This window comes from Paenibacillus sinensis (assembly GCF_019904155.1).
Lineage (GTDB): Bacteria > Bacillota > Bacilli > Paenibacillales > Paenibacillaceae > Paenibacillus_AQ > Paenibacillus_AQ sinensis.
Map to the genome: position 1 here is coordinate 18,677 of NZ_JAHCMB010000061.1, position 24,251 is coordinate 42,927.

Sequence of the window (24,251 nt, forward strand, 5' to 3'; positions counted from 1 at the left end):
AACCGACGACGTTCCCGACACTGAGTTGTGCAACAAAAATGCATACATATTCCACGTTTCGTTGTTTTTCGACCCGTAAAAATTCACGTGTACGCAAAGAGACCGTCCAAGAGAGACTTCAAGGACGGTCTTTTTTATCATGTTCAACTCTATTCAGCTTCGCTCCGCCTTCTCCCGGTTCTCTCTAACCCGAAAAGCCGTGATTTTGCGGATCAGCTCATAAGGAATCGGCTGGTCAAGCGGGAACTGTACTGCGCCTTTTGAGCTCTTGTAAGCCGACAGCTCCTGTTCAAAGGCTTCGATACCGCTTGGCGCCGGATAAAACCCGATATGGCGGTTGAAGGCTGCGAAATGCACCAGATTACCGTGGAGAAAGAATGTGGGCATCCGATAGCTGATCTTCTCTTTGGCCTCGGGAGCCGCCTCCCGGATCGCCTGCCTCACCGATTGAAGCAAATTCTGAATTTCGGGCGGATAACCGGCGATATACTCATCAATCGACTTCGGGACACCATTAACGGGTTCCATAACATCTCCCTTTCTTCTTTAAGAGTCAATTCCTGCCGGCTTGTAAAACAACACCTGCCCGTCCTTCTCCAGCGACCGGATTCTTCCCCTCCGCTCCAGCTCGGCCAAATGGGCCAGCGCTTCGCCCAGCGCAAAGCGAAGCTGGTGAATGCCCGAAATGCGGCCGCGGAACAGGTCGCCGCACACGTCATAGCCGCTTCGCGGCGACTCCGCCAGCAGCGCCTCCGCATCATCCAGCCGCTCTTCATGATGCTGAAGAAGCGTATCGATCCGCGCCGTAAAGTACGTGAACGGCTCGCGATGGCCCGGATAGGCGATGCGGACCGGCAGCTCCCGCAGGGCGGTCAAGCCCTGCAGATAGGTGTGCAGCGGCTGCGGATCGCTGCCGGGCAGCAGCGCGACATTTGGCGAAATTTGCGGAAGCACGGCGTCTCCGCACAGAATCGCCTGTTCAGCCGCGTCGTAGAAAGACAGATGACCGGGCGCATGTCCGCCTGTCTCCACCAGCCGCCATATTCGGCCGCCCATGCTCCAGGATGCGCGGTCTTCCAGGGGGCTTACGGCAGGCTGCGGTGTAATCTGCATCCTGATGCCGGCCTGGTGTTCGCGCAGCTCGGCGGCCAGGGATTCCGGCAGCCCATGCCTTCTCATAAAATCCGGCAGCGCCGTCTCCATATCCGACTCCGGTCCCCACATGTGAAGCACTTCGGCGTAAGCCCGCCGCGACATCCATACCTTGCAGCCGCTTCGCTCCTGCATCCAGCCCGCCAGCCCGTAATGATCCGGGTGATGGTGGGTGAGAACAACCGCCCGGACCCGGCTCCAAGGCATGCCCAGCCATTCCAGCGTCCGGTTCCACGTCTCCTCCGCCTCCCGGCTCCTAGGCCCGGGGTCAACCACAGTCCATCCGCCATCAGGCTCGGCCAGCAGGTAACTGTTGACCACGCGCAGCGGCGGATACATGGGCACGGGCACCCGGATCAGCCCGTCCTCAAGAACAGCGGGAGGTCCTGCTTCCTCCAGCCTTCCCCGGTCCGCGCCCATCTACGGACGCTTCCCGACAAAGATCATGCGCGGCGAAGTCTCCGCCTCATACACGTCTTCCTCGTAGCTGCCGTGCACCGCTTCGAGAGCCAGTCCCGCTTCCGCGATCAATGCGCGGAACTTCTCCAGCGAATACAGCTTCACACGCTCATGATACTGACGCGGCGTTCCGTCCGACTTGGACGTCAGTATGATGTCTTTTTTCACATAGCCGTCCTCAATCCGCCGCTTCTCGTCAATCAAATTGTCTCCGTCCTCCCGGGTGGAGTGGGGAACAAGATGAGCCGTGACATAGGATGGATTCAGAAAATCGATGATGAACTTGCCGCCCGGCTTCAGCATCCGCCAAATTTCGCGCAGCACCTTCACATGCTCTTCATCCTCCTCGAAATACCCGAATGAAGTGAAGAGGTTGACCACGGCGTCAAAGCCGCCCTCAAGCGGCAGATTCCGCATATCGGACCGAATCCACGCAACCCGCCCGGCTCCCTCCTGGGCCCGTGCCTCCCGCAGCAGCGCCTCTGACAGATCGACGCCCGTCACCTCGTACCCCGCTTCCGCAAGTGCCAGCGAATGCCGCCCCATGCCGCAGCACAGGTCCAGCACCTCCGACTTCTCCGGCAGGTCCAGCCAGGCGATCATCTTCTCGACCTCCCGCCGGGCGCCGCCGAAATCCCGATGTCTGTATACAATTAAGTAATCCTCGCCGAAGCTCTCTTCATACCATTCACTCATATGCCGTCTCCTCCCGCAAATCCGCGCTCGTTCTATTATTTGATCTATGTATCTGCAAATTGTACCGCTTATTTTACCGTCTTTTAGCCGCAAACTCAAAGCAAACTGTCACTTTTCAAGTCCCTGGGCAAGAAACGTTCGGGAGAAGGGGAATACAAGATTCTTCATCTTTTTCCCAGAAAAAAGGTATGGGACTGTGACAGGGCGAATACGTTATCCCGTTCCCATTATGCGCCCTGGAGGCTTAACATGTTCGTGAATCGCAAAACGCTACTCTGCTCATGCATCGTCTTGGAACTAGGCCTGATGTCAACAGGCTGCGCCTCCACACCCGTCAGTTCGGTCCCATCTCCTTCAGCTTCCGCTATGCAGACCTCTTCACATTCTGCTATACCTTCAGCTTCTGCCGCGCTCCCACAGGAATCCCAGTCGCCGCCTGCCAGTATCGAATCGGGCTCCGTTCATATGGACTCATTTATCCTTGGCGGACTGACTTACCAAATTGGGTATTGGAACGACGGCGACTTTGATTATACCCGGTTCGCTATTCTGGGCCCTGATCATACAATCCAATTTGACAGCCGGAAAGCCGGAATTGTCATCGAAGGAGGAAACAAGGCAAGCGATGAACATTGGGCTGAAGCCGTGTATCAGCACGGAAGACCTGCATTCAAATTTTCGCTGGCGGATAACCGGCCCGGCCCGGCTTCGATTGTTGTGGAAGAGGTTTACGGCAAGATGCAGGTGACAGTTATGGACAATGCCGAAGTTCATTTTGAACGTCTGGACGGTGAAGAGGATTACAGCCTGGTCTCCTATCCCGAATACGGTGAGCTTCCGCTGGCCCCCTCGCTAGAAGCCGTCTATACGTGGGAGAACAATGAGTATACCGCAAATCGGGAGCTGACCCGGAGGTTCTGGGAGGATGAGCTGCAGCGCCAATCTGAAGCCTGGGCAGCCAAGAAAGATATTACCACATTAGACAGCCTGCTCTCCGCCAATCTGATGTTGGGACGAATAGACGACGCAAGGAAGCAGCTTTCCTCGGTTTCGCCGAGTATCTTTACCGGTTCCGATTTGGAAGTGTTTAAAGCGTATAAACCCCTCTTAAGCGGAGGAAGCACCATCCAAGGAACGGATTTCGCCCATTGGATGGACCATCTGCCCCCGATCCGGAAGTCGTTCAAACGCTAGTCCCTGCCAGCATTACTGCTGCCCCTGTTCCCGCTTCGCCGCCGCAACCGACGTCATGTACACTCTCGCCTCGTATGGGCGAAGGATGAGCTGGCGCAGATCCTCGCCCTTCCCCGGAGGATAGTTGGAGATCAGCAGCTCCATATCGTCCGGGGATATTTCCTGCGGCAGTTCAAAGACCGGATTTCGGTCAAAAAAGTTCAGGATGATCAGCAGCTGCTCATCCTCCAGTGTTCGTGTGAACGCATAAATTTCCGTATGCAGGGGAAGCAGCAGCTTGTATTCGCCGTAGACGATAACCTGATGCTTCTTGCGCAGTGCAATCAGCTTTTTGTAATAATGATAAATGGAATCCGTGTCCTTCACCGCGCTGGCTGCGTTCACTTCCGCGTAGTTTGAATTGACCCGTATCCAGGGGGTGCCGGTTGTGAAGCCCGCGTTCTCCCCGCCATCCCACTGCATCGGGGTACGCGCGTTGTCGCGGCTTTTTTTATGGATAGCTTTCATGATTTCCTCTTCGGGAACGCCGTTATTGCGCTGCTCTTCATAATAATTGAGCGTCTCGACATCGCGGTAATCCTCGATCGACTGAAAGGCGGCGTTCGTCATGCCGATCTCCTCGCCCTGATACATATACGGCGTGCCCTCCAGCATGTGCAGGAAGGTCGCCAGCATTTTGGCCGAAACGACCCGGTACCGGATATCGTCGCCAAAACGCGAAACCGCGCGGGGCTGATCATGATTGCATAAATAATTGGCATTCCAGCCCCGGTCATGCAGAACCGTCTGCCAGCCGCTCATAATTTCCTTCAGCTCCGGCAGGTTCCAGGACACGATATCCCACTTCCCGCTGCCTGCCGATGCCGCATCCAGATACATATGCTCGAACTGGAACGTCATGTTCAGCTCCCGGCGCCCGTCACCGACATACTCCAGCGCCTGCTCCGGCCCGAGTCCGGAAGTCTCGCCGACCGTCATGATGTCATAGAAATACAGGACCTGATCGTTGAGATTTTGCAGCAGGGTATGCACATGCTCCAGATTGGAGAACATGTCGTAGGCCCGCACCGTTTTGGTTCCGTTCGGATTTTGGGCGTCCGGCAGCCCTTCGGCTTTGACGATGTGAGCAATCGCGTCGAACCGGAAGCCGTCGACTCCTTTTTTCAGCCACCAGGCAACCATCTCGTGCAGCTTGTCGATAACGGCCGGGTTCTCCCAGTTCAGATCGGGCTGAAACCGGGAATACAGATGAAGGTAATACTCGTCCGTCCGCTCATCGTACTCCCAGACCGAGCCGCTGAAATACGATTCCCAGTTGTTCGGCGGGCCGCCGTTCCTGCCTTTTCTCCATATATAAAAATCACGCTTCGGATTGTCTTTCGACTGCCGTGACTCAATGAACCACGGATGCTGATGGGATGTATGGTTGAGCACCAGGTCCATCATCAGCTTCATTCCCCGGGAATGGATCTCGCGCAGCATGTGATCGAAGTCGTCCATCGTGCCGAACTCCTTGCTGATATCGCAGTAATCGCTAATATCGTAGCCGTTGTCGTGGCCGGGCGATTTATAGATCGGGCAGATCCAGATCACATCCACGCCAAGATCCTTTAAATAATCCAGCCTGGAGATAATGCCCCTTAAATCTCCCCGGCCGTCACCGTTCGAGTCCATGAAGCTGATGGGATAGATCTGGTAGACGACGCATTCCTTCCACCATTTCGGATTCATTACTCCGCCTCCTTCTGCGTTCCGTAACCCCTCTGGCAGTAACGTTCAATATATCTTAACCGTTCGGGCGAAGCGGCATAACAAACCGTAGTCCATTAATTGAAAAATCGATGCCATGCGGAAGAAGCCGGATCATGAACTGACAACCTGTTCGAAACCGGCGATAGTGGATAAGGTTGATTCCTACGGGATCATCAAGGCCGTCATGGACGATGAACGCAGCAGACGCGGCCCAAAGCTCTCTCACGAGTCTTTTGGCCGCGCCTGCTGCATGATATGGCATAAAATAGCGTTGTTCCTTCGGGCCTCAGCCCTTCTTCTCATTTCCTGACCGCATGCTCCGCATCCTTCTTAACCGGCATACGCTTCCGGTCGCCCTTCAAAGTGCATTCCTCCTCAGCCGCAGTCTTGTGGATCAATGCTTGATCGATAAAATCCACAATCTGTTGGAGCGAGGCCATTTGGTTCAGTATGTTCTCCCGATGTCTTTGCAGCGCATCGAATAATTCGGGGGTATCCGCCAGCTCCTCACGGGGCCGGTCCAAAAAAGGCCTCATTTCGTCCAGCGACATCCCCGTCTTCTTCAGGCATGTAATGAGATTCATGCGCTCGATATCGCCTTGATCGTATACGCGGTGCCGATTCTCTCTCCGCAGTGCATGGGGCAGCAGCCCAATCTTCTCATAATAGCGGATGGTATCCTCGCTAAGTCCTGTCATTTCGGCCGCCGTACGGATCGGATATGTCTCGTTCCCGCTCATCTCACCGCCTCCTTTGTTTGTTCGGAGCTATCTGCCAGTTGAAGTTATCATAACTCCTGGAGCCCGCTTCAAGTCAAGTCCGGAGGGTCATCTGAAGATTCCATATTCATGTTTGCATTCGGAACGAAAAATCAGTTGCTTGACTTGGAGTCGACTCCAGGTTATAGAATGGCCTCAATCCGAAAGACAGAACACACAAGGAGGTTCATTCAGATGAATACACAAGCTAAATACACCGCTCTGATCACAGGCGCGAACAGTGGAATCGGTCTGGTGCTAACCCGGATGCTGCTCGAACGGGGATGGGATGTGATCGCCCTGATCCGTTCCTCTTTTCAAAGAGATGATTCCAGAGTCAGGGAATTTCAGCAGCAGGGGAGGCTGCGCGTCTATCAGGGGGATTTGTCGGATTTCACCAGCCTGCGCCAAGCCCTTGATGTGATCAAAAGATCCGAGGTCCGGATCGACGTACTGTTCAACAATGCCGGAGGCAGCTTCCCGGAGCTGCTCTTCTCCAAGCAGGGACGCGAGCTTCATTTCGAGACTCAGGCTGTGGCGCCTTACGTGATTTATTCAGAACTCCGCGAGCTGCTGCTTGCCGGTGATCTGAAGACCGTAATCGGTACCTCCTCGGCGGCTATAAATTATGTGAAACGGTTGAACCCGGAGAAGCTGGAGCATCCCGACACGTTCAAAAAGCTGCTCGGTCCTTATGCGGATTCCAAGCTGGCTCACTCCCTCTGGATCAAGGAAGCCGCGCCGTCCGCCTTCGCGCAAGGGATCCGGCTGCAGAGCGTTGATCCCGGTCCCAACAATACCATGAGACCCGGCAATCGCTCCGGGCTGCCTATCTACGTGAAGCCGCTGATGAAGCTGTTCTTCCCAGGTCCCGAGCATGGAGCATCCCTGCTGTACGAAGCTGCCGTTTCGGGCAGCCAGTACCCGCCTGGCTCCTACCTCCATAAAGGCAAACCCGCCAAGCTGCCGTTCGAAAGCCTTAGCCCTGCTGTACTAAAGCTGGTCAAGTCGGTGTATGAACGGGAGTTCGCAGGTGTGGAAGCGAAGTGATTTCAAGACTAAAAGGCCGATCATCGGGGAGTTTGTTCTCTCCCTCTGATCGGCCTTCTTAATGGTTAGGCACCGTATATTCGATTTCAACAATTAGAGTAATGAGGATTAGGATGGAAAGCAATATCCTATGAGGCAGACTCCTTCGAATCAAACCACGTTATGCGTGTGAGTATGATCCTCACGCAGCCATTCCAGCAACAGGGGCTCCGGAACATTGTTCTTGCTTGATTCGGCATATTCCCGAACCCGTATCAGAAGACGGGACACGGTCTCCGGGTCCGCTTCCAGTCCCAGCTTGCTCAGCACATGCGCAATGCCGCCTGTTCCCGAGTGCTTGCCGAGCACAAATTGATGCTCACGCCCGACTTCTCCCGGGTTAAACGTCTGGTACGTCTCCCGATCCTTCATCAGACCGTCAACATGAATCCCCGATTCATGTGTGAACGCGAGTCTGCCGACAATCGGCTTCGCGTCCCCGACGCTGCGTCCGGACGCCGAAATGACGATATCGGCAGCCAGCTTGAGCAGTTCAGCCTTGATGGCGCTGTGCCCGCCATACAAATAACGCCACGCCAGAGCCACTTCTTCCATCGGAGCATTGCCGGTACGTTCACCGATGCCGGCGATCGTTGTGCTTGCCCATACAGCCCCTGCAGCGATACCGCTCAGTGTATTCGCCACAGCGAGGCCAAAATCATTATGGCAGTGCACCTCAAGCTCCACATCATTCGGCACCGCTCCAAGGAGACTGCTGATCCGCTGCGACATCTGGCCCGGATGATGGGCCGATACCGTATCCGCATACCGGAACCATCTTATGCCACAGGATTCGTACAGGGCATTGACCAGTTCCACAAGAAAGCTCATATCTGCGCGTGAAGCATCTTCCATCCCGACCGATACCGTCATTCCAAACTCCCGGGCATAGTCCGCAGCCTTCAGAAGCTTCGTCAGCCCTTCGTCAGGCGCCAATCCCAGCTTGCCACGCAGCTGTATATCGGAGACCGGGAGGGATATATGGCACCAGTTCACTCCTGTCGCCCGCGCGTTGTCGACATCGCTCTTCAGCGCACGGTTCCAGGTCATCAGCTTCATGGGAAGACCAAGCGCGGCAATAGCCGCGATATCCTCCTGTTCCCTTATTCCCATGGCAGGAATACCAATCTCCGCCTGTTCTACACCGCATTCCGACAGCACCTTAGCGATCTCCAGCTTTTCTGTCCTCGTGAATGAAACTCCAGCCGCCTGTTCACCGTCCCTCAGCGTTGTATCACATAGCTTGAGACTTTTCACGGTTTACCTCCTTCTCCGCAGCAAGCGCAATTCGGATTACGGGTAAGTCGGACACTGTATGTGGTAAAGTCGAGTGAGTTAAAACGATGCATAATGCCGGTATAGGTCGTCCCTACCCTTGTAATCCATTTTACGGCTTCCAGCGCAGCCAGGCAACCTGCAATACCGGATGTTGCACCCAGTACTGGAAATCCAAAAGGTTCCCACTGCGGCTGATTGCCCGGATACAGGCATTCCAGACAAGGCGTTTCGCCGGGAACCATAGTCGTCAATGAAATTTCATAACCATACATGGCAGCTTCAACCATCGGCTTGCCGGCCTCCACGCATACGCGGTTCAGCTCATACCGTTCTGGGAAATCATAGCGGGCATCGATCACAATATCCGCTTTCTCGACCCAGGGCTTCGCGTTGCCTCCCTCGATCTTGGCATTGTAGCCTTCGATTTCAACTTCAGGATTAAGACGCTGCAGATGCTGGATGGCTGTGCTCATCCGCTCTTCCCCCAAATGCTCGGAGTCCATGAGGATCTGCCGGTTCAGGTCCGGAAGGAGAATCTTGCCTTCATGGGCGAGAATGAGTCTGCCGATGCCGGCGGCCGCCAAATAAATGGCAGCCGTACCTCCAAGTCCGCCGATACCCGCGATCATGACCGTCGCTTCCTTCAGCGCCCTCTGGCCGTCTTCACCGAGCAGCTTAAGCTGCCGTGCGTAACGTTCCATCTCCACTGTCTGCGTATATCCATGCTCCATGTCTCTACCCCTCCGTTATTGCTCATGGCTTCATTGTTTCCGTCCAGTATAGAATCGGAGGCGTTCCATGACAGTGAAGTTTATCCCTCCAGATTGAGAAGACTCTGCACCTCTGCCAAATCTTTATATTTATCCAGGAAGGTGAGGCCTTCCTCAACACAAGCCACTCCGTAAGCAACCGTCTTCGCAAGTGAGGTGAACGGGAACGGAAAGCCCGCTCGAAGACTCTTGATCACGAGGATGATCCGGCCGCTGTACAGCAGCCCTCGGCCAAATCCTTCCACATTGATCTCCGCGGAGCTCTGGATCATCAGCCCGCTCTTCTCCTCCAGCACCCCGGCGATCGCTTGAAACAGAACCGGCACCTGGGAACGCACATCGTCGGATACGGTGCAGTTGATATCGGACTTGGCCTTATCTTCCGCAGAAGCTAGGAACAGCTTCGAAATCTTCTCCTCCGGCGTCAGGGAGGCGTAGCGCCCGAAGTAATCGCTCGCGCTGAGCAGATCGTTCAGCCGGCGGACTAACCGTTCCGCCTTCTCCGGATCGGGCAGCGGCTTCTGCCGACGCTTCGGCGGAACGGGAGATTGCTGCGCGTTCTGCGCATTCATACCAGCGAAATCATCAGCTATTCGTTCCATTGACTTCCGCTCCTTCCTCTTCGGCCCGAAGCACCTTCGCAAGCCACATCGGAGGCTTGCCCTGCAGCATTTCTCCGAGCCGCTTGACCTGCTCATCAATCGGGCTGCCAAAAGGCACCTTGACCGGCATGATCTTGCGGCGTGTAACCTTGGCAGCGGCCGATGCACCGATCTGCATGATGAATATCAGCGTGCAATCTTCGATGGCCTGAATCCGGGAATCAATCTTGCCCATCTCATCCTGGGCTGCGATATCGGGGATTCTGCGAAGCTCGAGGAGCTCGCTTCCGGCTCTCGTTACATTGTAAACGGCGAACATGGAGCTTTGTCCGAAGTGGGCGTTAACCCGAATCCCATCATCTGTGGCGAATGCTACTTTCACGGTGCTCCGCCTCCCTTCTCATTAATTGATTTCCCGCTTTATTCGTCCATTCCATGGCTCCGCGATAGCCAACGGATACATTCATATAAGAGCCCAGTTCGTTCCAAACCGGGAACCCTGCGGGCACATGCGCCGCACCGATGCGATCCGCGCCCGCCAAGCTATGCGAGCTGCCGATCCACAGGTCGGCTCCGCTGCCCAGCACCTCCGCGTCGTCCAGATCGCCGACCCAGACATCGCGCTCCAGTTCGGCAATCGCAGACGTCTCATAAGAGGTAACCAGCGCCTTCTGTTCCACACCCAGTTCTTCCAGCCAGGAAGACACCGAACAGATATGATCGGGCTCCAGCGCAACCACAGCGGACATCCCGGCGAATTGGAAATGGGCGTCCAGCATGCAGTCAAGCAGATTTTCCCGCTGCCAGCAATACCGGATCGGAACCGGAACACCGCTGATCTGATGCAGGAAATGAAAGAGCTCGTCGGAAGCCTTAAGTCCCATCGTGCTCTGGAATACCTTATACGGCGTGCCAAGAGCGTTATGCAATCTTCTTGCAGGACGCTCCATGCTTGAGCCGAAGGCGATGGTCAGTCCGGATTGCAAGCTCTGCAGCATGGAATCAAGCGGCACACCGCCTCTGGTCAGCGGCGAAAAACCGGTCAGCAGATGCCCGGACAGCGAAGTCGAAATATCCGGCAGTGCGATTACTTCAAACCCGAATGAGGACACGATTTCCTTAAGCTCCATCACGTCTCCCGGCGTCAAATACGAACCGGGAAGCAGCGTAATCTGGCGGGAATTCACATTGCGCTGTCCCCGCAGACCCGCCTGCTGGATAAGCTCGTCGATCATCGCCTCGACCGTAACGCTAAAACCCGATTCCAGAGAGCCGCGAAAATCGGGCAGTGTTACGGAGAAGGCAAGCCCGCCCCGCATGTTCCGCTCCCGTTTATACGACTTCAGCATGATCTGATAATCCACACCCGCCACATCTGTCAATTCCGTACCGATGATGCCGATAATGTCGGGACGATGCTTGGACAGGACGGCGTTCATCGCTTCCTCCAGATTGCGGTTGGCGTCAAAGATCACATCCATTTCTTGAATAGCAGAAGTCTGAACCGCGATCGGTTCGCGAAAATGGCGGGTCAGCAGAGCCTTGGGAAAGGCAGAGCAGCCCTGAGCGCCATGTACGATCGGCATCGCCCGGTAGCAGCCCTGCATGGCAAGGATACCTCCAAGCGACTGCCCGATTTTGAGAGGATTCACCGATACCGGCTTGCTGCGTCTCTTAACGGTCATAGGAATCCTCCTTATCCCAAGGTGCTGGAGAAGATGCGAGTTTCCAGATCGGATTGTCGAGCGATTCAACCAATTCCTTGGCGAGCCGCAGCAATCCTTCGTAGCCTGCATAAGCTTTATGGCGTTCCTGGTTAATATCCACAAACGGAATCTGCTCTTTCATTGCGACGTACATATTCCGTCCGCCGGCGATCATGATATCCGCTTTGCGTTCCCGAACCGTCTTGATAATCCGGGAGGCTCCGCCTTCCGGGATATACTCCGTATCATCGCCGACCCGGTCGGCAATGCGCTGAACATCCTCGTCGGAGCTCTTGTTCGTCCCTACTCCGACCACCTGAATGCCAAGCTCTTTCAGAGCGGAGATGACCGACCAGCTCTTGACACCACCGGTGTAGAGCACAGCCTTCTTGCCTTTCAGAATTTTGCGGTATGGCCGAAGATCATGCGACAGCCGGTTCTCTTCGCGCTCGGTCAGACGATCGACCCGGCGTTCCATTTCCCTGTCGTTCAGCAGAAATGCCATCTGGCGCAGCGAATAGGTCGTCTCCTTCGCTCCGTAGAACGATCCTTCGAAATAAGGAATACCGTATTTCGATTCCATCTGCTTCGCCAGTCCCAACAGCGCGCGGCTGCATACCACCATGTTGGCCTTGGCCCGATGAGCCCAGGTAATCTCTTTATAACGTGCATCCCCCGTAATTCGCGATAACAAGGTAATTCCCGCCTGATTCATCAGCTTCTCGATGTCCCACATCTCGCCGGCGATGTTATACTCGCCAATCAGGTTGACGCCGAGCGGCGTCTCCTGTTCGGGTTCGCCCGTGCCGATGACGTATTGGAGCAGCGCATCGCCCGCGAGCCGATTGCCGAGGTTCTTGCTTCCGACAAAACCGGGACTGTTCACGGGGATAACGGGAATTCCGAGGCGGCCGGACGCTTCCTTGCAGACGGCGTCCATATCTTCGCCGATCAGGGCGGTGACACAGGTCGCATATACAAATATAGCCGGAGGCGCAAAACGCCCGGCAATATAATCGATGCTGTCTTTCAGCTTTTTTTCCCCGCCAAAAATGATGTCGTTGTTGCCAAGATCCGTTGCAAATCCATATTGGGAGAGGTTGGGCCCGCTCGAAAGGCTGCCCCGGCTTTCCCAGCTGTTGCCGGCGCAAGCGACCGGTCCATGTACGAGATGCGCAGCGTCCATAATGGGAAGCAGTGTAATTTGCGCTCCGTCGAAGGAGCATCCTCCGGCTGCCTCGCCCGGCTTCGGCCGTGGACAAGGCTTGGATTTGGGAGCCTGGCTCCCGCAGGCCTGATCATCGAATTCCTCTTTTCGAATAGGCTCCATCGGATCATCATCTCCTTCGCTAAGGATCAGTGCTTTCATTGTGACATACCAAACCGGCAGAAAATATGACAAATACCATGAAAACGGGATGAAAGGAATCTTTCTACCGAAAATTTTACATCATTATGGACACTTTTCATACTACCTATGGAATCATTTATAACATGAATTGAACAGAAAATAGGATGAGGGAGCAGATTTATCCAAGATAAATCTGCTCCCTGTATTCTTTGATTAGCGGACCAAGTCGTAATTGAAGCCTGAATTGTTGATGTCCAACTGCTCCAAAACTGTGTTAACGATCAAAGTCAGCAGATTCAGCGCGCCTTGGTATCCGATAGTCGGACTGCGGTGCATATGATGACGGTCAAAGATCGGGAAGCCTACGCGGATGAGCGGCGTGTTCGAATCCTTGGCAGCAAACTTCACATGCGAGCTGCCGACAACCAGATCAACCGGATCGTTGATCAGCAGTGAACGCAGATGCCACAGATCTTTGCCGACATAGACGGTAGCTTCGGAACCGAACGGGCTTGAGGCCAGCAGGGCTTCGGCTTCCACTTTGAATTTCACGTCATTGTATTCCACATCACCGTTCGAGCAGAGAATGTGAACCGGCTCCATGCCGACTTCCAGACAGAATCCGATCAGGCCGATCAGGAGGTCAGGGTCGCCTACGAGCGCTACCCGCTTACCATGCAGATAAGGATGGCTGTCGGTGTAAGCGTCAATGACGCGGCCGCGTTCTTCGATCAGGGATGCCGGAACCGGAAGTCCCGTCAGCTCGCTGATTGCTTCAAGCAGCTTGTCGGTTGCTTTGACGCCCAGAGGAGTCGACATTGCGGAAATTTGCTGCTTCCAGGTGCCGCTGATATAATCCTGAGTCTTCTTGAGCGTGTATTTCTGAAGCACGAGCGAACCCAGAGCGTTGGCAGCCTTTGGAACATCGTCCAGCTTGGTGCCGCCATAGTAGTACTCGTATTCACCGGTAGCCGGGGAATCGAAGTTGCCGCTGTGGTCGCCGAGAAGCGTGTATTTCGTATCGAATGCGTTCAGGATTTTGCGGATTTCGGCAAAGTTGCCGGTGTATCCTTCGAATCCGAGCATAACATTCAGCTTCTCGCCGCTTTCTTCGCCGGTTCCCGGAGCGGCTTGAAGGCCGGAACGGTCATACAGCTGGCTCAGAATGTTCTTGAGCATTGCGTCGTAACCCGTAGTATGCGAGCCGATGAAGCTCGGCGTATTCGCAAATGTTACTGGCATATCCTGAGCGATGGCTCCTTTTTGACGAGCCGTTCCAATAAAGGCCGACAGGTCGTCACCGATAACTTCCGCCATGCAAGTCGTACAGACAGCAACCATATCCGGTTTGTACAGAGCGACTGCATTCTCCAGACCGTCAACCATGTTGCTCAGACCGCCGAATACGGCTGCGTCTTCGGTCATCGAGGAGGAAACAGCCGGCGTCGGCTCTTTAAAGTGGCGGCTCAGATGACTGCGGAAATAGGAGTTACAGCCCTGGGAACCGTGAACGAACGGCAGGGTCTTCTCAAAACCGAGAGCGGCCATCATGGCGCCGAGCGGCTGGCAAGCCTTGTGCGGGTTGATAACAACCGCTTTGCGGTCAAAGTTCTTCTCCATGTACTCCGCGGATTTGGAGTAAGCGAGAGCTTCAGCCGTTTCCTGAGCGCTGCAAGGAGCTTCGAATTGCTTCTTGTTCTCGCGCTGCTGAACAAAGCGTTCTTCCGTGAACAGTGTGTTATAATCCGGAATGTTCAATTTTTCCTTGCTCATATGCTCGCCCCCTCTGGTTGAATCTTTTCTTTCTTATTCATCAGACCCCAAATCGGGCTGTTTACGGTCATATCCATGTCCTTGGCAAAAATCTTGAAGCCGTCGAAGCCATGGTACGGACCGCTATAATCCCAAGAGTGCATTTGACGGAACGGAATGCCCATCTTGTGATATACGTATTTCTCCTTAACGCCGGAGCCTACGAGGTCAACACCCATCTTCTGAGCCAGTTCTTCCAATTCGTATGCAGTCGGATCATCCATGATGATCGATCCTTCTTGCATCATCGGGAACGTTCTTTCATAGTCGTCCTTGTGAGCGAATTCGTAACCGGAAGCTACGATATCCATGCCCAGATCTTCGTATGCGCCTACCGTATGGCGGGAACGCAGACCGCCGATCATCAGCAGCACTTTCTTGCCTTCCAGACGAGGTCTGTACTTGGCGATGATTTTGTCCATTTCCACCTTGTGCTTGGCGATCATCTTCTCGCAGTTCTCTTGAATCTTCTCGTCGAACATAGCGGCGATGGCGCGCAGGCTTTCATAGGTCTTGGACGGACCGAAGAAGTTATATTCAAACCACGGAATACCGTAAGCTTTCTCCATATGGTCAACCATGTAGTTCATGGAACGGTGACAGTGGATCAGGTTCAGCTTCGCTTTGTGGGCAATTTCCAGCTCGTTCAGTGTGCCGTCTCCGGACCATTGGGCAATTACGCGAAGACCCATTTCTTCGAGCAGGATACGGGAAGCCCAAGCATCGCCGCCGATGTTGTAGTCACCGATGATATTGACATCGTAAGGACCGGTTTCCTTCAGATCGGCTTTGCCGAGAACGAAGTCGCGGATGGCGTCGTTCGCAATATGGTGACCGAGCGATTGGCTGACGCCGCGGAAGCCTTCGCAGCGAACCGGAACGATCGGCATGTCAAGCTCCTTGCTCATCTTCTTGGATACTGCTTCGATGTCGTCGCCGATCAGACCAACCGGACACTCGGATTGAACGGAAATCCCTTTTGCCAGCGGGAACATTTCCTTAATTTCACGGCAGATGATTTCCAGCTTCTTGTCGCCGCCGAAGACGATGTCTGTCTCGGAGTAGTCACTGGTAACCTGCATAGCGGTGAAGTTGTCAATGCCCAGCGTGCCATTCGCATAGTTGCGGCGTGTGCCCCAGCTGTACTGTCCGCAGCCGATCGGGCCGTGGGAGATGTGAACCATGTCCTTGATCGGTCCCCATACTACGCCTTTCGAACCGGCATAAGAGCAGCCGCGCGGCGTCATAACGCCCGGACGGGATTTAATGTTCGATTTCAGGGAGCAACTGCAGCTTTCCTTTGATTCCTCAGTGTTAACCTGAAAGTGCTTTTTGCGGTCCTTCCTTGCTTTATCGGGATAGGCTTCCAGAATCTCTTCAACTAGTTTTTTATTAGCCTCAATATCCAGTCCCATTCGTTGAACCTCCTTTTTTCATTTAGCAGATGACTGCATCCTTGGCGGCATTTTCTACGTTCGCCTAGCCTTCGGCGGATGATCGTCTCTCCACTCCATCCGCCGGTTAACTTTTCTTGTTATGAGAAGTAGTCCCGCAATATATCTGATCTCAAGTTCTATTCTTTATATTAGTGACCAGCAGCTTCAAGCTTCTTGATGGCTGTTTCTTCGTCTTCTACCACACCGAATTCGATCAGCAGCTGCTCGAGTTCGTCCATTTCGATAGGAGTCGGGATCGTCAGCATTTCGTTGTGCAGGATCTTGTCAGCCAGTTGCTTGTACTCGTTGGCTTGATTGTGTTCCGGGTTGTACTGGGTAACCGTCATTCTTCTCAGCTCGGCATGCTGTACGACATTGTCGCGAGGCACGAAGTGAATCATCTGCGTGTTCAGACGACGGGCCAGTTCCATGATCAGCTCATCTTCACGGTCGGTGTTACGGGAGTTACAAATCAGGCCGCCCAGACGAACGCCGCCGCTGTGCGCGTATTTCAAGATACCACGGGCGATGTTGTTGGCTGCGTACATAGCCATCATTTCACCGGAGCATACAATGTAGATTTCTTGCGCTTTGTTCTCGCGGATCGGCATTGCGAAACCGCCGCACACAACGTCACCCAGTACGTCGTAGGAGATGAAGTCCATGCCGTCGTAAGCGCCTTGCTCTTCCAGGAAGTTGATCGAAGTGATGATACCGCGTCCTGCGCAGCCTACGCCAGGTTCCGGACCGCCGGATTCTACGCAGAGGATGCCGCCGAAGCCGGTAGCAACTACGTCTTCGAGCTCGAGATCTTCAACCGAACCCATTTCAGCGGCCAGGTGAAGCACCGTTTGCTGAGCTTTCGTGTTCAGAATCAGACGAGTGGAGTCAGCTTTCGGGTCACAGCCAACGATCATGATCTTCTGGCCGAAAGTGGTGGCCAGCTGAGCCAGTGTATTTTGGGAAGTGGTGGATTTACCGATACCGCCTTTGCCGTAGAATGCGATTTGTCTCAGTTTCTTAGTCATGTTACATCATCCCTTCGAAATATTTATGTGTTCAAAATAAGAACCGTATTTTACACTTTCAAGAATTGCTTCTTGAATTCCGCCTTTGCGGACCAGCGGCAGGATGCCAGCCTTGTTCAACGCCATGCGAGGCGCATCGCCGATTCCGGAGCTTAAGAGAATCCGGCAGTCGCTCAGAATCGATGTAATCTCCTGAAGCGTTTCGCCTTTCTCCCCGTTGCAATCCGCCGTGCCGTGGCAGTAAGCCTGTATCTTACGCATACCGATGAACTTCACTTCGGTTCCGTCTGTATCGTAGATCATGAATTCCGTCGCGTGGCCAAAATGCTGATTAACCTTGTCTCCGCCGCGGGAAGCAACGGCGACCCGGGTTCTCTTGTTCTCGTCCAGTATGGAGCGCTGGTTCGACTTCGCAATCATGCGCTGCCGGATCTTGGCGTCCAGTTCCTGCTGGAACTGCTCTCTGGCATCGAGGTCGATCACCAGATCATCATCCATCTTATCGAGCTGGAAATCCTGATTGCGGTCCTGACCGAGCAACCCTACCGCGTCCGCGCGGCACTGCCGGCAGTGGCGCATCAGCTTGGTTCCGCCCTCGCTCAGCTTCTCTTGCAGCTGAATCAATTCTTTGGGGCGCGGCGCCTTGCGTCCATCTTTCTCGTACTGGCTGCCCGGAGCGATAATCAGCGGCGTCACATTATGAATCGTCGCGCCAAGCTCCTTGACTTTCTTCGATACTTCGAGCAGATGCTCGTCGTTGACTCCCGGAATCATGATCGAGTTAACTTTGACGAGAATGCCTCTCTTGGCCAGTTCCTCCACGCCCTGAAGCTGGCGGCTGATCAGGAGAGCGGCGGCTTCTCTTCCTTCGTAACGAACCCCTTCGTCAAATACCCAGGGATAAATCTCCTTGCCTACGTCCGGGTCGATGGCATTGATCGTAATCGTTACATGTCCGATCCCCAATTCCACGATTCGATCAATGTGCCGATACAGCGTCAGGCCGTTCGTACTGAGGCAGGTCATGACATCGGGCACATGCTTCTTGACTCTGGCGAACGTGTCGAACGTCTTGTCCGCGTTGGCCAGCGGATCGCCAGGCCCTGCAATGCCGACTACCGACAGTTGCATAAGCTGCGCTGCCACACCCTTAACCTTCCGCTCCGCTTGCTCCGGAGAGAGCACCTCACTGACAACCCCCGGTCTGCTTTCGTTCACGCAGTCGAATTTGCGGTTGCAGTAATTGCACTGAATGTTGCAGGCGGGAGCGACCGGAATATGCATCCGGGCAAAGAACCGATGGGCTTCTTCGTTGTAGCAAGGGTGGCGACTGATATCATCCACTGCTGCGTTTGATGAACACGATGTCGGCTCCGGCTTCATTGTTCCCACCTCCTTAATATAATGAGGAGACTCTAGCTCCCTACGCACGCTTCGCTTCGTTCCCGTGTCGGAAGCGTGCGCCCAAGTTCCTTTCGAAACACCGTCACAAACATTGATGTTTCAGAAGCGTATCCTTGGGGTTAATTCCCGATTAGCGACATGTGAGTTAACCTTCAATCTCTTGTTAGGTTTCCTCACTCTAACCTTGCTTGACTGCCTTTGCTGTACCCCAATCATATTTTCAAACCCGTATATCGTCAATTAGCCTCTCCACGAAAAAACCTGTCATATCCGTGTGTTTACATTTTCGTCAAATCATATGTCATAAAAGGTGACATTCAAATACCATGTTTCCGTTTTCATAACTTGTTTTCATTGAAAATCAATGTCAATGCCGCTTCTGAATTTGATACAGATTTAACGCTGTCTTTAACGCCCGTTAACGTTCTTTCGACATGGCCCGGGAAATTTTGCGGAACTCTCAGCCGGACATTCGTTCATTAATAGAAAGGGATTTCTTTCTTTGGTTGACAATCTGTCTCTCCTCCTTTATGATCGTAATAGATTAAAGCCAACCGAATATCCCGTAAAGGGGAGTAGCTGTTAAGCAAAGTCGTCAATACGAGAAAGAGCGTCATGTTCTCCGGCTTTGTTGGCAATTATCCAATTGTTAGCGAGACCTTTACCATTCAGATTGAATCTCTTTTTTGGAGAATCACGCTGTTTGGTAAAGGTCTTTTTTATATAATTTTAGGCCATTTTAAATTCAGGAGGTTGTAAGAAATGGATGTAGGTTTGTTATTGGAATACGGCTGGGTGCTCCTCGTGCTGGTTGCGCTGGAAGGACTGCTTGCAGCCGACAACGCGCTGGTGCTCGCCATTATGGTGAAGCATCTGCCCGAGGAGACGAGGAAAAAAGCTCTCTTCTATGGACTGTTCGGCGCCTTTATTTTCCGCTTCGGATCGCTGTTCGTGATTTCCTACCTTGTCGATATTTGGCAGGTCCAGGCGATTGGAGCCCTCTATCTGCTGTTCATAGCGGGAAATCATATCATCCGCAAAATCATTGCAGCCCGCAGGCCTGAGGCACAATCGATTACGGATGAAGCGGCCAACAAAGACGGCAAGGAAGCTTCCGGCGGTAAGAAGTCCAGCTTCTGGCTGACCGTGCTTAAAGTCGAAATCGCAGATATCGCATTTGCCGTCGATTCGATCCTGGCTGCAGTCGCATTAGCCGTGGCGCTTCCGCCCAGCGGTCTTCCGCAGATCGGCGGTCTGGACGGCGGCGTATTCCTTGTTATTTTTGCCGGCGGGTTTATCGGGCTTGTCATTATGCGGTTCGCCGCTTCCGTCTTCGTCAAATTGCTTCACTCGCGCCCGGGTCTTGAAGTCGCCGCGTTTGTTATCGTAGGCTGGGTTGGCGTCAAGCTGGCCGTCATTACGCTCGCGCATCCGTCTCTCGGCGTTCTGTCGGAGCATTTCGCGCACAGCACCGCTTGGAAAGCGACATTCTATATCGTGCTGGTACTCATTGCCGCCATCGGCTGGTTCATGAGCAAGCAGGTGACAGTAGAACATAAAGACGAGAATCCGGTGCAAGAGGCAGACACACAGTTAGGCAAGTAACCTCCGCAAACCTCCAAAGAGAGAGAACCGTATCGCTGTCTGATCACCCCTCTCGATGTGGATCATAGCAAAAAGGCCGTTCCGACTTCCGGAATGGAAGAAGGTTCGGCCTGCGGTGATCCGCTCAACTTTGATACTGTTTTATTAAATTATTCCAACTTTCTTGATAGGATTATAATGTATTATTTTCATACACGTCAATGTTCTTCTTGCCAAAAAAGAGGAGTTTATCATCAAATGTTACAATCGTGTGAGGAATCGACCTACGTAGTTGCAAAAACCCGCTTACGCCGGATGGCACAAGCGGGTTTTTGCTGTAAGCAATGGAGTTGCTCCTAGGTTCAATGAATTATCCAAGAGCCGATTGTTTAATCTGCTTGATCTCTTTGATCTGCTTGCTCCGCAGCTGGCCGCAGGCGGCGTCGATGTCCGATCCCTGCTCCAGACGCGTGCTGACGCTGATGCCCTGCTTCTTCAGGATATCAAAGAATGTCCGGACCGTCTCCCGGTCGCTCCGCTGATACTGGCTGTGTTCATCAACCGGGTTGTATGGGATGAGGTTGACATTCACAAGCGGGCCGTAGCCGCGGATCAGTTCCGCCAGCTCAAGCGCATGCTCCTGCTGGTCGTTGACGTCCCGGAGAAGGATATATTCAAGCGTCGTTCTGCGCTTCGTCTTCTGAAGATAATACTCAAGCGCCGACATCAGCTTCTCGATCGGAACGGCGCGGTTGATCTTCATTATACGAGTGCGCAGCTCATTGTTCGGCGCATGCAGGGAGATCGCCAGATTTACCTGCAAATTGCGGTCCGTAAATTCAATGATTTTGTCTGCAAGTCCGCTGGTGGAGACCGTAATACGGCGTCCGGCGATGTCGAGACCCTTCTGATTCTTGATAATCTGGATGAAAGCTGTCAAATTCTCAAAGTTGTCGAAGGGCTCTCCGATCCCCATGACCACGATATGACTGACCGATTCGCCATTGCCCTGCGCGTCCAGATACATCTGAACCTGCATGATCTGCTCCACAATCTCGCCTGCGGACAGATCCCGGTCCTTCTTCAGCAGTCCGCTCGCGCAGAAGCTGCAGCCGATGTTGCAGCCCACCTGGGTCGTTACGCAGACGGCAAGGCCGTATTTCTGGCGCATCAGCACCGTCTCGATCAGGTTGCCGTCCAACAGTCTGAACAGAAATTTGACGGTTCCGTCCACGGATTCCTGCTTCACATGCTCGGTCAACGTGCTTATGGTAAAATGCCCGGCCAACAGCTCGAGCGCCTCCGGATTCACTTCCTCCATTTGCCCGAAATCCGTAACCCGCTTCATATAGAGATAATCCCATACCTGAAGCGCCCGGAATTTGCGGTGTCCGCGTTCCAACAGCCAGGCGGCGAGCCCGTCAAAGGTCAAACCGTAAATGGATGTTTTGCTCATGATTTATCCTCTCTCCAAGACTTGCAGCGCAAGCCTGTCAATTCTAGCCCTTGGCTTCCCGTAAGGAAGACAATCATATCTTATTGTCCCAAATTTTTTATATTAAAACAAGAGGAAAAGACAGCCGCTACGCCATTTGGAACGAAAAAAACCGGCTGAAGCATAATCAATGCCTCAGCCGGGTACACCTCTTGTTATGCTATTAAGACGTGCATCAACCGTGAATTACTAGTAACGGGTCTGCCCGATGGTTTGATCCGTCTTGCCCTGAAGCTCTACGAGCTTCATTATCACCTTCGCGGCATCGGCGCGGGTTACGGCGCCGGCGGGATTGAATTTCCCGATCTGGCCTTCCAGCAGGCCCAGTCTTACCGCTACGGCTACCTCTCCTTTGCGGGAGATCTGCGCGGCATCGGAAAATCCGGTGACCGAAGGATCATTCTCCAGGTAAGCCGAGAATTTATCGTATCCCACTAGGGAGGTCAACAGAACGGCAAATTGCTCCCGGGTCAGCGGAGTATCCGGGTTGAACGCGCTGCCCGAAGCGATCCACTTGTTCTGAGCGGCATAAGCGACCGCCGGGTAGTAGGAACTGTCCGGGGCAATACCCGCGATAGCTTTGCGGTCCTGAATGCCCACATAAGCGCTCAGATTGCCTGCTGTGAGGGCATTGCCCATCCAGGTCAGCCATTCACCAGTTGTGAGCTGGGCGTCAGGCTTCACCTTGCCGCTCTCATCGGGAACTAGGATGTTGTATTTCACCAGCGTGGACAGCGCCTCTTCGGCCGGATTGCCCTTGATATCGGTGACGGAAGCATCGTTCTGCAACTGGTTCTGTAACTGGAACTGAGGCGTCAATACGCCGGTTACAGCGTCGAGTATCCGCTGAGGGCTGACGGCGGCTTCGGCATCGACCGGAGCATACACCAGCTTGACGACAGGGTCCGTATAACCTGTAGCCCCATAGCCTCCAAAGGACTGGTACTGCAGCTTCGTTGTATACAGGCCGATAAGTTGAGCCAGTGCGTCATCCTTGGAAATCTTGACATCAGACCGCTTCAGCTTCGAGCCATCGAGCTCGGTGAGCTGAGAAGTATAATAATTCACCAGATTTCCGTCGCCATCCAGTGTAACTACAATACCGCCGTCATCGACCCGGATGCCATTGACAAACCGGATGAACTGGAAGCCGTAGCCTCCGTCTGCATTCGGCACGTTCTTCTCGGGAACCGCCAGCTTCAAGCTGCTGGATGCGTTCGGATACAGCTTGTTGATCATGGCAATGGCCTTGTCCTTGGATTGCTTGTAGGTGAGCTTGCCGGTCTTAGGTTTGGCGGAGTCAGCGGCCGAGCCGCCCGTCAAATCCTGGCTTTTGTTGTAGCTGATAATCTGTCCCGTCAGGGCGTCGACAGACGCACTAGTCTGGGACATCATGCCCCCGAGTGCGCCGGATTGAATCCAGAACAGGTTCCAGACCTTGCGTTCGTTGCCCGTATAGCCACCGAAGAGTGTGCTGGAATTCAGCCGCAGGCTCGTTGGGATCGTGACGATCTTCTTCACGGCTTGGACCGCCTCATCGTTCGTTATCTCTTCGCTCGAGCTTCTCGGGGTGAAGCGGGCTTGCAGCTGCGGCACATCGGCATACACGGTCTGTGAGACCGTGCTGACAGTTCCGTCAATGATGCTCAGACGGCTTCCGGAAGAGGCATCAATCGGGTACAGCGCTGTATCGACAGGCTTCCAGCCCAGTACCCAGCGGTTAAGCCCGCTTGTGCCGTAGACCGGGATATATACAAGCTCCACATCAAACTTGCTCTTGAAAGTCTGCTCCGCCTGCTGTGCGGATACGGCAGCCTTTGTCGTAGGATAATTCCATCGCTCGGCCGATTTGTTGAACATCTTCACGAGGCCGTTCCCGTCAATTCCGATGGTTACGTTCTCAAACGCGGAAGAAATGCCCCCATGCTTGACGGTAAAATAGAAACCATACTGGGCGGGGCCGAACAGGGAAGGATTCGATGCATAATAATAATTGCTGTTAGAAACCTCCAGATCATCGGCGGAAATAGACGTCGCGGCCTTTGTGATAAAGGCTTTCGCCTTCTCCAATGCCTGATCACGGGTAAGAGCAGGCGGATAATAGCTCTCATTGTCCTGATCGCCCAAATTTATATATGTACTGATCAGGTCGCCGTTAATGGCATCCACCTGGCTGCTGAAGCCGAAGGAGCCGGTACCGGTACGGAAACTCCATTGAATATCCCAGACCATCTGGTTGGAAGGGGCCGGAGATACGTTCGTAATCCCGAGTTGAACATTGGAGACTTCCGCGTCCTTTAGTTCGGGGAACAGCTCCCTGACCTTGGCGATCGCCTGCTCTTTCGTAAATTTCGCCTTCGCCGGATCTGCCGTACTGCTCTGCTCTAAGCCTGATGGAGAGCTTGCATTCACCACGACAGTATTTGAGACTGACGCGCTGGCAGCCGCCGTTGACGAGTCTGCGGACACCCATCCGCCCGGAATCGCCAAGGCGAGAACCATAAGCCCGCTTGCAGCCGACTTGGCCGCTATGCCGGTGATTCCTTTTGCCACTCTGTCTGTTTTACTCAAATCCTCATCCTCCTTTTAGTTTTTCTTCTAAAATTATATAGTCTATTGTATTTATTTTCCATGAAAAAATAACCTCCCTCCGGCATCGGCCGGCGGAAGGTCCAAATATTGCTG

The 24,251-nt window shown here is 53.8% G+C and carries 21 protein-coding genes; 3 read left to right on the forward strand and 18 right to left on the reverse strand.

The window, feature by feature from the left end; translation table 11 throughout:
* Window positions 1–153: 153 nt before the first annotated feature.
* From KIH86_RS07800 to KIH86_RS07810, 3 genes are read right to left on the reverse strand one after another with little or no spacing between them, the layout of a single operon-like run.
* A complete protein-coding gene (locus KIH86_RS07800) occupies window positions 154–528 on the reverse strand; it encodes an iron chaperone (protein ID WP_223083010.1) in 375 nt (124 codons plus the stop codon).
* 18 nt (window positions 529–546) lie between these two features.
* Window positions 547–1,572, reverse strand: a complete 1,026-nt coding sequence (locus tag KIH86_RS07805; RefSeq protein ID WP_223083011.1) for an MBL fold metallo-hydrolase — start codon at window positions 1,570–1,572, stop codon at window positions 547–549.
* The gene (locus tag KIH86_RS07810) at window positions 1,573–2,307 is read right to left on the reverse strand and encodes a class I SAM-dependent methyltransferase (RefSeq protein ID WP_223083012.1); all 735 of its coding nucleotides are present in this window, start codon (window positions 2,305–2,307) and stop codon (window positions 1,573–1,575) included. It abuts the gene before it with no gap.
* 465 nt (window positions 2,308–2,772) lie between these two features.
* Between KIH86_RS07810 and KIH86_RS07815 the strand changes: the two genes are divergently transcribed.
* On the forward strand, window positions 2,773–3,501 hold the full coding sequence (locus tag KIH86_RS07815) for a hypothetical protein (protein ID WP_223083013.1): 729 nt from the start codon (window positions 2,773–2,775) through the stop codon (window positions 3,499–3,501).
* A gap of 12 nt (window positions 3,502–3,513) precedes the next feature.
* On the opposite strand, the gene KIH86_RS07820 is transcribed toward KIH86_RS07815, so the two are convergent.
* The 3 genes from KIH86_RS07820 to KIH86_RS07830 are packed head-to-tail and all read right to left on the reverse strand — an operon-like array spanning window position 3,514 to window position 5,993.
* Window positions 3,514–5,232 (reverse strand): glycoside hydrolase family 13 protein, encoded by a 1,719-nt coding sequence (locus KIH86_RS07820; protein WP_223083014.1) that lies wholly within the window; start codon window positions 5,230–5,232, stop codon window positions 3,514–3,516.
* Window positions 5,233–5,287: 55 nt separating this feature from the next.
* Complete coding sequence (locus tag KIH86_RS07825) at window positions 5,288–5,515, reverse strand: hypothetical protein (protein WP_223083015.1); 228 nt, start codon at window positions 5,513–5,515, stop codon at window positions 5,288–5,290.
* Between the two features lie 37 nt (window positions 5,516–5,552).
* Window positions 5,553–5,993, reverse strand: coding sequence for a MerR family transcriptional regulator (locus tag KIH86_RS07830; protein WP_223083016.1), 441 nt, complete (start codon window positions 5,991–5,993; stop codon window positions 5,553–5,555).
* 213 nt (window positions 5,994–6,206) lie between these two features.
* On the opposite strand from KIH86_RS07830, the gene KIH86_RS07835 reads away from it, so the two are divergent.
* Window positions 6,207–7,061 (forward strand): SDR family NAD(P)-dependent oxidoreductase, encoded by an 855-nt coding sequence (locus tag KIH86_RS07835; RefSeq protein WP_223083017.1) that lies wholly within the window; start codon window positions 6,207–6,209, stop codon window positions 7,059–7,061.
* 150 nt (window positions 7,062–7,211) lie between these two features.
* On the opposite strand, the gene KIH86_RS07840 is transcribed toward KIH86_RS07835, so the two are convergent.
* The 10 genes from KIH86_RS07840 to nifB all read right to left on the reverse strand — a co-directional run bounded on the left by KIH86_RS07840 (window position 7,212) and on the right by nifB (window position 18,466).
* Window positions 7,212–8,357 carry a homocitrate synthase/isopropylmalate synthase family protein gene (locus tag KIH86_RS07840; protein WP_223083018.1) on the reverse strand — a complete coding sequence of 382 codons (1,146 nt, stop codon included), beginning with the start codon at window positions 8,355–8,357 and terminating at the stop codon, window positions 7,212–7,214.
* Complete coding sequence (locus KIH86_RS07845; RefSeq protein WP_223083019.1) at window positions 8,354–9,109, reverse strand: HesA/MoeB/ThiF family protein; 756 nt, start codon at window positions 9,107–9,109, stop codon at window positions 8,354–8,356. Before KIH86_RS07845 ends, KIH86_RS07840 begins: the two co-directional genes overlap by 4 nt.
* A gap of 80 nt (window positions 9,110–9,189) precedes the next feature.
* Window positions 9,190–9,750 (reverse strand): DUF269 domain-containing protein, encoded by a 561-nt coding sequence (locus KIH86_RS07850; RefSeq protein ID WP_223083020.1) that lies wholly within the window; start codon window positions 9,748–9,750, stop codon window positions 9,190–9,192.
* Complete coding sequence (gene nifX / locus KIH86_RS07855) at window positions 9,734–10,132, reverse strand: nitrogen fixation protein NifX (protein ID WP_223083021.1); 399 nt, start codon at window positions 10,130–10,132, stop codon at window positions 9,734–9,736. The genes KIH86_RS07850 and nifX overlap by 17 nt, the downstream gene beginning before the upstream one ends.
* A complete protein-coding gene (gene nifN / locus KIH86_RS07860) occupies window positions 10,107–11,435 on the reverse strand; it encodes a nitrogenase iron-molybdenum cofactor biosynthesis protein NifN (RefSeq protein WP_223083022.1) in 1,329 nt (442 codons plus the stop codon). The genes nifX and nifN overlap by 26 nt, the downstream gene beginning before the upstream one ends.
* A complete protein-coding gene (nifE, locus tag KIH86_RS07865) occupies window positions 11,425–12,825 on the reverse strand; it encodes a nitrogenase iron-molybdenum cofactor biosynthesis protein NifE (RefSeq protein ID WP_235775311.1) in 1,401 nt (466 codons plus the stop codon). The genes nifN and nifE overlap by 11 nt, the downstream gene beginning before the upstream one ends.
* 195 nt (window positions 12,826–13,020) lie before the next feature.
* Window positions 13,021–14,580 carry a nitrogenase molybdenum-iron protein subunit beta gene (gene nifK / locus KIH86_RS07870; protein WP_223083024.1) on the reverse strand — a complete coding sequence of 520 codons (1,560 nt, stop codon included), beginning with the start codon at window positions 14,578–14,580 and terminating at the stop codon, window positions 13,021–13,023.
* Window positions 14,577–16,034 carry a nitrogenase molybdenum-iron protein alpha chain gene (nifD, locus tag KIH86_RS07875; RefSeq protein ID WP_223083025.1) on the reverse strand — a complete coding sequence of 486 codons (1,458 nt, stop codon included), beginning with the start codon at window positions 16,032–16,034 and terminating at the stop codon, window positions 14,577–14,579. Before nifD ends, nifK begins: the two co-directional genes overlap by 4 nt.
* Window positions 16,035–16,204: 170 nt before the next feature.
* Window positions 16,205–17,083 (reverse strand): nitrogenase iron protein, encoded by an 879-nt coding sequence (gene nifH, locus KIH86_RS07880; protein WP_038698124.1) that lies wholly within the window; start codon window positions 17,081–17,083, stop codon window positions 16,205–16,207.
* Window positions 17,084–17,089: 6 nt separating this feature from the next.
* Complete coding sequence (gene nifB / locus KIH86_RS07885; RefSeq protein WP_038698126.1) at window positions 17,090–18,466, reverse strand: nitrogenase cofactor biosynthesis protein NifB; 1,377 nt, start codon at window positions 18,464–18,466, stop codon at window positions 17,090–17,092.
* A 783-nt stretch (window positions 18,467–19,249) separates the two neighbouring features.
* On the opposite strand from nifB, the gene KIH86_RS07890 reads away from it, so the two are divergent.
* Window positions 19,250–20,092 carry a TerC family protein gene (locus KIH86_RS07890; protein ID WP_223083026.1) on the forward strand — a complete coding sequence of 281 codons (843 nt, stop codon included), beginning with the start codon at window positions 19,250–19,252 and terminating at the stop codon, window positions 20,090–20,092.
* 349 nt (window positions 20,093–20,441) lie between these two features.
* On the opposite strand, the gene rlmN is transcribed toward KIH86_RS07890, so the two are convergent.
* Together rlmN and KIH86_RS07900 are read right to left on the reverse strand one after the other, a co-directional pair.
* On the reverse strand, window positions 20,442–21,527 hold the full coding sequence (gene rlmN / locus KIH86_RS07895; RefSeq protein WP_223083027.1) for a 23S rRNA (adenine(2503)-C(2))-methyltransferase RlmN: 1,086 nt from the start codon (window positions 21,525–21,527) through the stop codon (window positions 20,442–20,444).
* Window positions 21,528–21,755: 228 nt separating this feature from the next.
* The gene (locus tag KIH86_RS07900; RefSeq protein WP_223083028.1) at window positions 21,756–24,137 is read right to left on the reverse strand and encodes an S-layer homology domain-containing protein; all 2,382 of its coding nucleotides are present in this window, start codon (window positions 24,135–24,137) and stop codon (window positions 21,756–21,758) included.
* Between the last annotated feature and the right edge of the window lie 114 nt (window positions 24,138–24,251).